General features: G+C 45.3%; 11 protein-coding genes. 1 reads left to right on the forward strand and 10 read right to left on the reverse strand.

What is annotated here, in order from left to right:
* Position 1: 1 nt before the first annotated feature.
* From G464_RS0101730 to lepA, 9 genes are all read right to left on the reverse strand, one after another.
* Positions 2-559, reverse strand: coding sequence for a SixA phosphatase family protein (locus tag G464_RS0101730; RefSeq protein WP_021618354.1), 558 nt, complete (start codon positions 557-559; stop codon positions 2-4).
* Positions 560-578: 19 nt separating this feature from the next.
* Positions 579-1613 carry a tRNA (adenine-N1)-methyltransferase gene (locus tag G464_RS0101735; protein ID WP_022856489.1) on the reverse strand — a complete coding sequence of 345 codons (1035 nt, stop codon included), beginning with the start codon at positions 1611-1613 and terminating at the stop codon, positions 579-581.
* A gap of 91 nt (positions 1614-1704) precedes the next feature.
* Positions 1705-3657, reverse strand: coding sequence for an ABC transporter ATP-binding protein (locus G464_RS0101740; RefSeq protein ID WP_021618352.1), 1953 nt, complete (start codon positions 3655-3657; stop codon positions 1705-1707).
* 1 nt (position 3658) lies between these two features.
* Positions 3659-5416, reverse strand: a complete 1758-nt coding sequence (locus G464_RS0101745; RefSeq protein WP_022856490.1) for an ABC transporter ATP-binding protein — start codon at positions 5414-5416, stop codon at positions 3659-3661.
* A gap of 25 nt (positions 5417-5441) precedes the next feature.
* Complete coding sequence (locus G464_RS08495; RefSeq protein ID WP_022856491.1) at positions 5442-6053, reverse strand: MarR family winged helix-turn-helix transcriptional regulator; 612 nt, start codon at positions 6051-6053, stop codon at positions 5442-5444.
* A gap of 113 nt (positions 6054-6166) precedes the next feature.
* Positions 6167-7042 carry an ABC transporter ATP-binding protein gene (locus G464_RS0101755; protein WP_022856492.1) on the reverse strand — a complete coding sequence of 292 codons (876 nt, stop codon included), beginning with the start codon at positions 7040-7042 and terminating at the stop codon, positions 6167-6169.
* A 22-nt stretch (positions 7043-7064) separates the two neighbouring features.
* Entirely contained in the window at positions 7065-7895 is an 831-nt protein-coding gene (locus G464_RS09600) for an MFS transporter (protein ID WP_021618348.1), read from the reverse strand.
* Between the two features lie 122 nt (positions 7896-8017).
* Positions 8018-9196, reverse strand: a complete 1179-nt coding sequence (gene hemW / locus G464_RS0101765) for a radical SAM family heme chaperone HemW (protein WP_022856494.1) — start codon at positions 9194-9196, stop codon at positions 8018-8020.
* A 1-nt stretch (position 9197) separates the two neighbouring features.
* A complete protein-coding gene (gene lepA, locus G464_RS0101770) occupies positions 9198-11069 on the reverse strand; it encodes a translation elongation factor 4 (protein ID WP_039777365.1) in 1872 nt (623 codons plus the stop codon).
* Positions 11070-11184: 115 nt separating this feature from the next.
* Here lepA and rpsT point away from each other — a divergent pair, with 115 nt between their 5' ends.
* On the forward strand, positions 11185-11445 hold the full coding sequence (gene rpsT, locus G464_RS0101775; protein WP_021618345.1) for a 30S ribosomal protein S20: 261 nt from the start codon (positions 11185-11187) through the stop codon (positions 11443-11445).
* 529 nt (positions 11446-11974) lie between these two features.
* Here the strand turns inward: rpsT and G464_RS0101780 are convergent.
* Positions 11975-13102, reverse strand: coding sequence for a branched-chain amino acid aminotransferase (locus G464_RS0101780; protein ID WP_021618343.1), 1128 nt, complete (start codon positions 13100-13102; stop codon positions 11975-11977).
* Positions 13103-13583 lie beyond the last annotated feature (481 nt).

Below are 13583 nucleotides of genomic sequence, written 5' to 3' on the forward strand. Positions count from 1 at the left end.
ATTAGTTACAATCCTTCGCAGAAATAACAGCGATAACGTCTGCTTCATGCACATCCCACTCATGGAAAGGCTTGTTCGAACCTAAGATAGCGCAGGCAGCTGGGGATAAGCCTAACTGCAATAAATCATACGTGCTGTCGTGTTTATCTGCTGAGCGTGCCCACCATTGGGCAGCTTCACTCATTGTTGGCTCATGACCGATTACCATGAGCAGATGATGCTTTTTCTTTTGACCGTATATGATTTCAGAGATTTCTGATAATCCGTCTGTATACAGTTTTTTATGATAAGAAACGTCCGGTTTATCGCCAAAAACTTTGAGTATTTTATCTGCGGTTTGACGCGCTCGCTTAGCACCCGAGACCGCAAGAACATCAGGAACTAAATTGATTCCATCTAATGCTTTAGCCACATGCTTGGCTTGTTTGCGTCCCTTATCAGTTAATTCGCGCTCTGCATCTGTTGATGCATTTTTCTCGGTTTTAGCGTGACGCATAAGAATAAGAACATACTCATAATCGCGTGCACGTTTACCAATTTTTGTTAGGTTTACAGCCATAGTCTTATCCTACCAAACATTACAGTTGAGATAGTTGAGCATCTAAATCACGCAATACCTTACGTAATTTTCTATCAGACATATCGCGCAGCTCCAGACTTGCCAAGTCTACGCCGTTCTCATCAATATCTGTTGTTGTATCTTTATTCGGGCGTTCACGTTTTTTCAATGCGGTAAAACCGTCAGCCATAGCACGAGCAAAAACAAGGAAACCGGTATGACCAATCATGGAATGCTCAGGACGAACAGCCAATCCATCCACTTTCCAGGACCTTTCCAAACTCTCTTGAATATGCGGCACAGTCCATTGGCCCGATTCTTGAAGCTTGTCAACCAAACGGCTTAACTGAGTTGTTGTGGTGACGTAACACGTCAATACGCCACCTGGGGCAATAACTCGATGAGCTTGTTCAAGACGGTTCCATGGGTCGAGCTGATCGAGCACAATACGATCAAAATAATGTGATTCACAGTGTGTAATCTGCGTATCAAAATCTCCCACAATCATATGCCACCATGAAGGAGCATAACCATAAAATAACGCAGCATTTGCTTCACAGATTTTCGCGAAATCTGGGCGCATCTCAATTGTTGTTAGCTCACCCTGCTCACCGATAGCTTCTAACAGATGCAAGCTCATAGCACCAGAACCACCCCCGGATTCAAGTACGCGCATACCAGGGCGAATATCACCAAGTTCAATAACGGTTGCAATATCCTTCGGATACATAATTTGCGCACCGCGAGGCATAGAAAGCACATAGTCTGCTAAACGTGGACGCATAACCGTATATTGCCATCCACCAATACGCCGAGATGCCTTCCACGGTTTGCCTTGTGGCGTCTGCGACATATTCGTATTGGCAGCAGCATTGCCAGCGTGAGTTTCAATAACTCGACCCTCAGCCTCACCAATAATATCGTTATGCGCAATCTGGCCATGCGCTGTATCGGTTACGCCATCTGCAACCAATTGGAAGGTAAGCATATTGCCCTTACGGTCGGTTAACTGCACCTTTTGGCCGGCACGTAAAACTCCTCGTGTATACGTCATCATCTCACCTTTCCAAACGTCATCGAACAACTATTGTATACGCAAAGGCGCGCCTGCTCACTAGAACAAGCGCGCCCCGTGCTCTCAACTTTTAATTATCGTCACTTTTGCCAGCAAATTGAGAGTTATACATATTCGCATACGCACCATTCAACGCTAACAATTCGTCGTGGCTGCCCTGCTCCACAATATCGCCATGATTGACGACCAGAATAATATCAGCATCGCGAATCGTAGACAATCGGTGAGCAATCACAAAGGCTGTGCGACCAGTTCTCAATGTATTCATTGCTTCCTGAACCTTCACCTCTGTTCGGGTATCAACCGAGCTCGTAGCTTCATCCAAAATCAAAATATCTGGATCAGATAAGTATGCACGTGCAATAGTCAACAGCTGTTTTTCACCCTGAGACAGTTCTGTGGAATCATCACTCAAAACAGTATCGTAACCCTGAGGTAAGCGACGGATAAACTCATCAACATGTGTAGCGCGAGTAGCCTCAAGTAGACGCTCTTCTGTGCGGGCAGACGCATCATGCACACCGTAGAACAAGTTCTCACGGATCGTTCCTTCAAACAGCCAGGTATCTTGCAAAACCATACCGAAATGGCTACGCAAATCCTGACGTGTCAGCTGCTTCGTATCTACGCCGTCCAAACGAATGTGTCCGCCATTAATCTCGTAGAAGCGCATGAGCAAGTTCACCAAAGTGGTTTTACCAGCACCCGTTGGGCCAACAATAGCTATAGTTTGACCAGGCTGAGCTTCCAAAGACAAATCACGAATAAGCGGCTTATCTGCAGTATAAGCGAACTGTACATGGTCGAACTCAACATGACCCTTCACACCGCCGTTTGCAGCAGTCAGCTCAGCCAAACGAGGAGCATCCTGATTATCTCGTTCTTCCTCATCAGCATCCAAGAATTCGAAAATACGCTGAGCGCTCGCAACAGCAGACTGCAGCATAGAACCCATAGAAGCAAGCTGACCCAAAGGCTGCGTTGCTTGACGTGAATACTGAGTAAAGGCCTGTAAATCACCCAAAGTGAGCTGACCGTTAATCACACGCAAACCACCGAAAATAGCAACAATAACGAATGAAACATTACCAGCGAAAGAAGTCAACGGATTCATCAGGCTTGAGAAGAAGTTTGCAATAAAGCTGGACTTATACAAACCCTGGTTATATTCTTCAAAAGTCTGCTCAGCATTATGTTCCTGACCGTAAGCGCGCACAACCAAATGACCTGAGAACATTTCTTCCACATGCGAGTTTACCTTACCGGTGTGTTCCCACTGCTTAATAAATTCAGGTTGAACCAGTTTTAAAATACCTGCAATAACCACAAGCAGAACAGGAATAACAATAACGGCAACCACAGTAAGAGTTGGCGAAATCGTCAACATCATAATAATGGTGGCAACGAACTGGAAGGTAGAGAAGAAGAACTCAGCCAAAATCTGCTGCAACGACTGTTGCACATTATCCACGTCATTTGTTGTACGACTCATGATTTCGCCGCGTGGAATACGATCAAAATAGCTTAATGGCAGACGGTTAATTTTCTCAATAATCTCGTTACGTAAACGGTAAACCAAGTTACTGGTCGTGCGAGCCATCATAAAGGATTGCACGGCACGCAAAGTCATTGCAATAACGTAGATACCAATGGTAATGAGCATAATCTTGGCGAAAGCAGACCAATCAACGCTCTTACCCACTGCAACGTTATAGCTCGAGAGCATAGAAGCAATCTTGTCTTGACCGTTCTGCTTGAGCATATCAATAACCGTATTGATAGATGTTCCCTCAGGAATATGCATCGTATTCTTGAGCATAACGCCCAAAATACCGGTGAAGAGAATATCTGTGCCCTGCGCCATAATCTTTGGTCCGGCCACAATGAGAGTAACGCCAATAAGACCACTGAGAATCATTATGGTCATGCGCACACGGTCGGCAGCTAAATAGCGCACAAGACGACTAATAACACGTAAATTCTCTCCTTTTTTCACTACAGGAGATGTGTCGTTTCTTGCCATGTTAGTCCTCCTTTCCTAAGCTCAAGGATTCAATATCTGGACCTTGACCGCCTTGAGATTCCACAATTTCTCGATATGTTTCGTTAGTAGCCATCAGCTCGGCGTGTGAACCCTGACCTACAATACGTCCGTTATCCATAACAATAATGATGTCTGCATGGCGAATAGAAGACGCACGCTGTGCCACCAAAAGCTGAGTTGCTTGGCGAGTGATTGGAGCCAAAGCATCGCGCACCTTCTTATCAGTTGCCATATCTAATGCAGAGAAGGAATCATCGAAAGAGTAAATATATGGGCGACGAACTACAGCACGTGCAATGCATAGACGCTGTTTCTGTCCACCTGAGAAGTTCGTACCGCCTTGAGCTACATGAGCCTCTAAACCATCTGGTAGTTCACGCACGAAATCCTCAGCCTGAGCAATACGCAGAGCCTCCCACAGCTGCTCATCAGTAGCGTCAGGATTACCGTAGAGCAGGTTTGAACGGATAGTACCTGAGAAGAGTACTGACTTTTGAGGAACAGGGCCGAAAAGTGCAGCTAGATCGCTTGGATCGTACTCTTTAACATTATGACCGTCAAGCAGCACTTCACCATCAGTTACATCGAACATGCGAGATGCCAAACGAATAATAGTTGATTTACCTGAACCAGTTGCACCAATAAATGCCACGGTTTGCCCTGGACGAGCAGCAAAGGAAATATTATTCAGTACTTTTTCTTCCGCACCTGGATAGGTGAAACTGACGTTCTTAAACTCAATAACACCCTGTGGATTATCGTTGTGCACCGGCTGTGCTGGAGCTGTAATAGTGCTGCGAGTATCCACTACCTCCATAATGCGCTTAGCTGAAACAGATGCACGAGGTAACATCACGGACATCATGGCAGACATCATTAAGCCAATCATAATAATCATGAGATATTGAATGAAGGCCTGTAAGGAGCCAATTCCCATCTCGCCCGATTCAATACGATGACCGCCGAACCACATAATAGCCACATTCGATACATTAATAATGAAGAACATGGTTGGAATCATGAGACCCATCCATCGGCCAATATTGAGCAGAAGATGCACAAGAGCATCGTTACTGTCATCAAAACGCTTACGTTCCGTATTTTCGCGCGTGAAAGCACGGATAACGCGCACACCGCTAATCTGTTCGCGAACCAACTTGTTGACTTCATCGAGCTTCTTCTGGAACTTCTTAAACAAGCCCATCATCTGGCTCATAATAATAAAAGCAACAAGAAGCACAATAGGAATAATAATGGCGATAGACCACGTTAATGGACCATCTTCACGTGCGGCCATAATCACGCCACCAATAAACATAATTGGTGCCTGCAAAATAATCAGCATGGATTGCATAGTTGCCATCTGAACCTGCTGCACATCGTTGGTTGCACGTGTAATAAGCGAAGACGTGGAGAAAGTCTCAATATCGTGTAACGACAACTTCTCTACCGACGCGAAATAATCCTTACGCACCTCATAGCCAACTCGCATAGCTAAATGCGTAGAATAATAGACGGCAATAATATTGGTAATAATTTGAATAAGTGCTACCCAAATCATTGTCCAGCCGATGCTCCATACCTTATCCGCATCGCCTGCTGTTACACCGTCATTAATAATATCTGCCTGAAGATTAGGCAAATACAGGTTGAGCACGGTCTGCCCCACCTGCACAAGTACCAAGATAGATACTTGCAACCAATGCCTGGAGAGGAATCTCCTCCATAACTTAAGCATGGGAAACCTTTCTGTACGATAAAACTTATGAGCGGAAGAGTTGCTGATGTTTCTTATGAATATGCATGCGAACTTGCTCAGGAGTTAAATTCTTATTAAAGATCTCCGGATCTGTATGTGCCAAAACTATCGAACGTGAACGCTTAAAGTTTGGTACCAGACTATCCATCGCATTCCAATGCTCATTATCAGCCAAGATGGAACGTACATGATCTCGCATCGATTCTTGTGATGCATTCTCTATTAAACGTCCTAGTAAAGTATTGAGCGTCTTAACATCTTCTGAGCTGAAACCTTCAAGAAGTTCATCCCCTATCGAGGTAGCAACATCTTCCAAATCATGCAAAATGCTGAGACCATCATCAGTAATACTCACAATAGTGACACGTGAATCTTCTGATGATTTCTCACGTTTGATAGCGTGCACCTGTTCCAGTTTGTTAATAATTTGCGTAACACTCGATGGTTTAATATCCAGCTGTTCAGAAATCTGTCCTGCTGTAAGGCTGCCTTGAGTGTTCAACATACGCAGCGTATTAATACTATTATCTGACCAGTTATAGAAATGCGCTACGAACAAAACATAAGGATACTGGTGCAAACGAGCTAAATTGTGGAAAATTGCATAATCCGACATAGCCATCACCTTATTTAGTTTATTTTCATTTGAACAAACTAAACATTAAGACGAGATATTTAGTTTGTCAAATTTTAAGCTAAATAAATAATACTGTCGTGTCGAAGTTTCCGCTAGCGCGCAAAAGCTGACCAACGACCTTGCTCATGCACCACTCTAACCGGCAACTCAAAAAGATTACTGAGGCGCTCGCTCGTTAAGCCTTCTTCAAGAGATCCTGTAAAAAGAATACTTCCTGGACACGGATTAATAATCGCAGAACCATCTGCTGGAGCTTCTTCCGATTCGAGTACATGCGCAGCAATATCATCAGCCCTGCTTTGAGATACATGCCCTAGAATAGCTATTTTATTAAACCCTTCAGGAATTTCTTCTAGACGATGCGTAACGAGCAGAGCACTACGCTCAGATTCTTCTGTAGCAAGATTGGCTAAAGCATGCACTACAAGTTCTCTCCCACCCAAATCTAAACCTGCGGTCGGTTCGTCAAGAATAAGCAGGTCAGGATTAGTCATAAGAGCACGGCAAATGCCCACACGTGTGCGCTCGCCTTCAGAAAGCTTAAACATTTTCTTTCCTGCTAAGTATTCAATACCGTAGTGACGCATCAGCTCACGCGCGGCAGCATATTGCTCAGTGGAATAGTGTTCTCCACGACGACCGATTTTTGAGTCTAAAGCCGATACAATAGCATCGAGAGGATCATCAAGCGGATCGAATGCCCGATTCAAGGCACCAGATGCTAAACCAATACGATGACGGTAAGAAAAAATGTTGACTTTGCCCAAACGATTTCCCAGAATGTCTACAGTGCCCTCGCTGGGGAAAAGACGTGTTGCCATCATGGAAATTAAGGTGGATTTACCTATGCCGTTAGGTCCAAAAATAATCCACTTTTCACCTGGTTGCACACATAAATTGACGTCAGCGAGAATAGTTCTGCGCTGACGTCGAAACATTACATTCTTCAATTCCACAGCAGCTGTCATGGAATCGATTGTAACCAATTATTTAGATTGCTGTGCCATATTGATCCAAGTGTGGATTATTTTCTGCAGAATCAGCCACAATAAACAAGTTGAGCACACCGAGGGCAAAAGCAATAACAATGCCCATAATCACCCAAATATTAGGAGTCCAGAAGAGCAACGACAGCAAAGCTCCTGCTGCAATAATAATGAGCATCCAATTGAGCACGCGAACCCACCACTTCAACGGATGAGCTGTAGGTGTGCGCTGACCTTGATGCTGAGCAGCACGAATATCTTCGAGTCGATCGAGACGAGCCAACTCTTCATACTGATTTTCTGGCTCTAAACGTGCTAATACAGCCAAAACAATAAAGGCGATAACAAACGGAATAACAGGAATGCCGTAGCTCCATGTTGGCGTGTGAAGAACCATAAGAACAATGGCTGCTACGACTGACAAACCAGCTACAACCCAAGCGGCCAGAGCCGTCCACCAGCGAGGTGAACGAGCAAACAGCGGATGCTTCGCATTGCGCTGTGCTTCTTTTTCACGTTCTGCCTCTTGGCGCTGCAATTCTTTAAGAGCGCGTTCACGCAGTCTGCGTTCTTTTTTAGCAGCCTTAGCCTGCGCACTTGAACCGCGTAGTTTTGGATCTGCAGAAGGAATAACATCATCTGATTCTTCTGCCTCAATAGTGGAACTAGTTGGAACCCATGCGCCGTTACGCTTGTTTTTCAAACGAACAGAACGGTCTTGCAATGTTTGTTCATCTAACAAACCAGCACGGGAACGCTGATTCTGTTCTGGCTCAGCTTGACCTCGACGCTGACGCTTATCTTGTGCACGACGTTCTGCTCTATTCGGCATCATTACTCCTTTATATGCATGATTTCTCACCGAGCAATCTCTAGTCTGCACCTAGTATAACGGTGCAGGCAGGATATTCACGACCTGAGTGCATATTGTACTCAATCATATGCCCATGTATTTTGTTAGCGCCCAACAGCCGCTAAAATTTGCGCAATCATAGAATCATTGAGCAGACGACCACGGCGTGTGGCAATGAGACGACCATTCTCAATGGTGACAAGTCCTTCCCGCTCAAACTCAGCCAAGGTGACTTCAGGAATAGTCATAGCTGCAGCGCTTTCAAAATTGGCAATATCTAAGCCATCGCGCATACGTAAACCAAGCAGTGCCATCTCTTCAATATTCATCTGCTCATCAATGCTTTCGCTTCCCGCCCATGGTACGCGATTTTCATGAATAGCATTACCCCACAGTTTTGGATGATGAATATCCCATGATCGTATATGTGCAGCATTGTAATGAGAATGAGCTCCCGGACCGATACCCGCCCAATCAACATTGCGCCAATATCCCAGATTATGTTCAGACTCATTGCCAGGCCGGCACCAGTTGGATACTTCATACCACTGCAATCCTGCCTGTTCGAACATATCGTCTGCTATTTCATACTTCGTTGCTTCATCGTCATCGTCAGGCTGCTCCAGCTTTCCAGCAGCTATCATACGCCCCATTTTTGTGGTTGGTTCTAATGCCAAGGCATACGCAGAAATATGATTCACATTGAGTTCTAATGCAGCTTCAACAGATATACGCCAGTCTTCAATGCTCTCTCCTGGAGTGCCATAAATAAGATCAACGCTTGAGCGTAAGTCCAGTTCTTTCGCTGCTGCCACATTGCTCACCACATTATCTTGATTATGCGTGCGATCAAGGGTAGCTAAAACATGAGGAACAGCAGATTGCATACCAAAAGATACGCGGTTAAAACCGCCCTCTTTTAATGTTTCTAAATACTGCGCGTTAACGGTATCTGGATTAGCCTCGGTTGTTATTTCCGCATAATCTTCAATACCCCACAGGGATCGGATTCGCTCAACAATGCGCACCAAATCTGATGCCGGCAAAATCGTTGGCGTTCCTCCCCCAAAGAAAATGGTATGAGCAGCAAGCTCCACACAATTTTGCTCTTCCTGCCATCGATAAATAATCTCCATCTCGCGCATGACCATATCTGCGTATGAGGAACGGCTCACACCACCGCCTAAATTGACGGCCGTATATGTGTTGAAATCACAGTAACCGCACCGACGTAAGCAAAATGGCACATGCACATAAACTTCAAACGGAGTGTGTTCTACCACCTTAGTTAGCTTTCTGAGCCGCGCGAATCTTATCTTTAGTATCGCGATCTGTTGGCTCGTCAGTAGACAGCGCAGCAATGAATGCCTCTTGAGGCACTTCAACATGCCCCAGCATCTTCATGCGCTTCTTACCAGCTTTCTGCTTTTCAAGCAGCTTACGTTTACGTGTAATATCGCCACCGTAGCATTTAGCCAGCACGTCTTTACGCAAAGCACGAATAGTTTCACGCGCAATAATGCGAGAACCGATTGCCGCCTGAATAGGAATTTCAAACTGTTGACGAGGAATAAGCTCACGCAGTTTCTTCGTCATCATAACACCGTACGAATAGGCTTTATCACGGTGAACAATAGCACTAAAAGCATCAACCGTTTCACCTTGAATAAGAATATCGACTTTCACCAAATCTGCGGTCTGCTCACCGGACTCATGGTAATCCAAACTTGCATAACCTTTCGTGCGGCTTTTGAGTTGATCGAAGAAGTCGAATACGATTTCCGCTAATGGAATGGTGTAATGCATTTCAACACGCTCAGGCGAAATATATTCCATAGTGCCCATTTGTCCGCGATGGTCTTGGCACAGTTCCATAACAGCGCCAATAAATTCTTTAGGAAGAATAATATCTGCAGACACAATAGGTTCGGTAACAGAGCGTACTTTCCCTTCTGGGAATTCACTTGGATTGGTCACATGATGTTCGCTGCGATCATCCATTACCACATCGTAGGTTACCGATGGTGCAGTAGAAATAAGATCAAGACCAAATTCGCGGCGTAAACGTTCCGACACAATCTCCATATGCAACAAGCCAAGGAATCCGCAGCGGAAACCGAAGCCTAAAGCAACCGAAGTTTCTGGCTCGTACACGAGTGCTGCATCATTGAGCTTGAGCTTATCGAGAGCGTCTCGCAAATCTGGGAACTGAGCATTATCAATCGGGAATAAACCGGCATACACCATAGGCTGTGGATCGCGATAACCTGGCAGAGCTTCCTGAGCCATATTATCTTGAGCTGTAATGGTATCGCCCACCTTAGATTGGCTCACATCTTTTACGCCGGTAATAATATAACCAACTTCACCAGCGCCTAGAGCCTTTGTTGGCTGCATTTCAGGAGAAATAACGCCTAACTCAATCGGATCATGTACTGTTCCTAAGCCCATCATACGAATCTTTTGACGGCTCTTAAGTTCGCCATCAACCATACGAATATAAGTCACAATTCCACGATAAGAGTCGTAGACAGAATCAAAAATCAAAGCGCGTGGTTCTGCATCTGCTTCGCCGGTTGGAGCTGGAATATCGCTTACAATACGGTTAAGAAGCTCATCTACCCCATCGCCTGTTTTACCTGAAACGCGCAAGACTTCGCTGGAATCAATACCGAGCAGACCTGCAATCTCGTCTGCATGTTTATCTGGGTCTGCAGATGGCAAATCAATTTTGTTAAGAACAGGAATAATCGCTAAATCATTATCGATGGCCATATACAGGTTCGACAATGTTTGTGCTTCAATACCCTGGGTTGCATCTACCAGTAGAACTGCTCCTTCACAAGCAGCCAGTGAGCGCGAAACTTCATACGAAAAATCGACATGTCCTGGAGTATCAATCATGCCGAGCGTGTATTCAACGCCATCAACAGTCCATGGAACGCGCACAGCCTGCGATTTAATGGTAATACCGCGCTCTTGCTCAATATCCATGCGGTCAAGGAAGCGGTCACGCATTTCATGTTGCTCAACGATACCGCTGAGCTGCAAAATTCGGTCGGCTACCGTGGACTTTCCATGATCGATATGTGCGATAATACAGAAGTTACGCACCAACTTTTGATCTGTAGAACCTGGCTGATTATGAGCCGTCATCTGAGGCATTATGAATTCTTCCTTGGTCTATGCTGCTAAACTGCATTCAATTCTACATGACTCATGGTATGATTATGGCTTGTATGCCGTGTAACAAACGTTTGGAGAAATAAAAGTGGCAAATATTAAGTCGCAGAAGAAGCGCATTCTCACTAATGAGAAGGCTCATAAGCGTAACGTGGCTGTAAAGAGCCAGTTGAAGAACACCATTCGCGCTACTCGCGAAGCTATTGCAGCTGGCGACAAGGAAGCTGCTCAGGCAGCATTCGCTGTTGCTTCTCAGAAGCTCGATAAGGCTGCAGGTCGCGGTGTTATTCACAAGAACCAGGCAGCAAATCGTAAGTCTGCTTTGGCTCTTGCTATCAACGCACTCTAAGCTTTAATAGGCTTTAAGTAGTTTTCGTACTACTTACAAGACCGCGTCTTTCCTCAGGATTGCTGGGGATGGCGCGGTCTTTTGATTTAAGCGGCTGTATCTCTCAATCGGTTCGTAGCGTTTGGATGTTACTGCTGTGAGAGGCTTGATTTTAAGGGGTTCTGTGACTGTTTCTTCCAAACGCTGCTGACGATTTGAGTGTTACTGCTGTTGGGAACGTTCACACCGCGTGTGAAACAACTGCAACACTCATATCGTTCTTAAGGATTGAGCGATACAGATAAAATGGATCGCTCTGAGAGACTGATTTCGACTGCTCTTCTCAAACCTTGCGTAGCGATTGGAAGCTACGGCATCTACTTCAGTTTCCGTGGGATAAACTGCGTTGCAACGGAGTTTATCCCACGGGAAAACCAACTCATACACTGACACCACGCTACACTACAACAAAAAAGCACCCGCCCGGCATTTACTAGCTGAACAGCTAAACCGAGCAGGCGCTTTAAAAGCATTACCACCAGAAATGGAATTAGTCGGAAACCTTCCACATCCAGTTGTACTTGTCTTCGACTTCGCCCCACTGAATGCCCATAAGATGCTCGCGCAAGTGAGCAGTGTACTCGCCTACTGCTTCACCATTAACAGCTACATCGAACTTCTCGGACTTGAAGCGTCCAATCGGAGTTACAATTGCTGCAGTACCGCACGCAAAGACTTCAGTGACTTCACCAGAACGAATATCGTCGAGCAAATCGTCCAGCTTAATCATCTTTTCAACAACATCGCGACCCTCATCCTGAGCAATCTGAATAATAGAACGACGAGTTACACCAGGAAGAATATTGCCGTTCAAGCTAGGAGTCTCTAAGTGGCCGTCCTTATGAACAGCAAACATATTCATGCCTCCCAGTTCCTCCAAATACGTCTTGGTAGCAGCATCAACGAAGCAAACCTGCTCACAACCCTGTGCAATACCGCGGTATTCGCCAACGAGAGATGCAGAATAATTTCCACCACACTTAGCGAAGCCGGTGCCACCAGGACCTGTGCGGAAGTAAGTATCTTCTACCCAAATGTTTACTGGCTTTACACCCTGTGGGAAGTATGGTCCAGAAGGAGAAGCAATAACACAGTATTCAACTTCCTTAGCCTTACGCACACCCAAGAAAGATTCAGATGCAAACATAAATGGACGCATGTAAAGCGTGTAGTCGTGGCGTGTTGGAACCCACTGCTTATCAGCCTTGACCAGAGCAGCTACAGAACCAATGAAGTCTTCTACAGACAAGCTTGGCAAAGCCAAACGCTGAGCAGAGTTCTGGAAACGTTCTGCGTTCGCATCTGGACGGAACAGCCACAAAGAACCATCAGAATGACGATAGGTTTTTAAACCTTCAAAAACTTCTTGAGCGTAATGCAGAACCGAAGCGCCTGGATCCATCTTCAAAGGACCGTATGGTTCTACGCGACGATCAGACCAACCTTCACCTTCGGTCCATGTCATATGAACCATAGAGTCAGAGAAAATCTGGCCAAAAGCAGGCTTATCAATAAGTTGCTCACGCTTTGCATCTGCTACGCGATTATTGTGAGGCAGCACGGTAAATTTATCTGCCAAAGTGTTGATGTATTCAGGATCGTGATGTGTATTCGTCATTCTTCTTCTCGATCATTGATTGTTTATATTCAGTACGCGCTTGTGACGCCTGCTACATACTTTACACACACCAGCGCCAAACGCCACTCTTTTCCATATATTGAATATGCAAGTGGATTTAGTGGTTCTTTGCGTATGAGTTGGTATGCGCCGTGTTTGTGGTGTTTTAGTCTGTATGTTTGAGCTTAGGCGTAAAGATTAAAACCGAACGAGGGTCTAAAAGCAAGCTGCTTTCGTGGCAGCCTTTATACGCGATCTCAGCCGTCACATATACAACATGACAAGACAAAGCTAAAGGCGAAAAGTACATCTAGACTGGTCTAGCATACTGAGCCTTACATATTCCGTATTTCTCCTGTATGACCGACAGACAAAGTGGCTTTTAGGGTTTTCGTGGGGTTTTGGTTGTGGTTGGGCTTATCTGGTTATTATTGCGGTGTGTAGGAGTCCTGGGGTGGTTCGTGAAGCGTGACTTGGTAGA

It is taken from the genome of Alloscardovia omnicolens DSM 21503, assembly GCF_000420505.1.
GTDB classification, from domain to species: Bacteria; Actinomycetota; Actinomycetes; order Actinomycetales; family Bifidobacteriaceae; genus Alloscardovia; species Alloscardovia omnicolens.

Coding starts and splice junctions, on each gene's coding strand:
- G464_RS0101730 (WP_021618354.1), bottom strand. CDS start 559: ATGGCTGTAAACCTAACAAAAATTGGTAAACGTGCACGCGATTATGAG.
- G464_RS0101735 (WP_022856489.1), bottom strand. CDS start 1,613: ATGACGTATACACGAGGAGTTTTACGTGCCGGCCAAAAGGTGCAGTTA.
- G464_RS0101740 (WP_021618352.1), bottom strand. CDS start 3,657: ATGGCAAGAAACGACACATCTCCTGTAGTGAAAAAAGGAGAGAATTTA.
- G464_RS0101745 (WP_022856490.1), bottom strand. CDS start 5,416: ATGCTTAAGTTATGGAGGAGATTCCTCTCCAGGCATTGGTTGCAAGTA.
- G464_RS08495 (WP_022856491.1), bottom strand. CDS start 6,053: ATGTCGGATTATGCAATTTTCCACAATTTAGCTCGTTTGCACCAGTAT.
- G464_RS0101755 (WP_022856492.1), bottom strand. CDS start 7,042: ATGACAGCTGCTGTGGAATTGAAGAATGTAATGTTTCGACGTCAGCGC.
- G464_RS09600 (WP_021618348.1), bottom strand. CDS start 7,895: ATGATGCCGAATAGAGCAGAACGTCGTGCACAAGATAAGCGTCAGCGT.
- lepA (WP_039777365.1), bottom strand. CDS start 11,069: ATGACGGCTCATAATCAGCCAGGTTCTACAGATCAAAAGTTGGTGCGT.
- G464_RS0101780 (WP_021618343.1), bottom strand. CDS start 13,102: ATGACGAATACACATCACGATCCTGAATACATCAACACTTTGGCAGAT.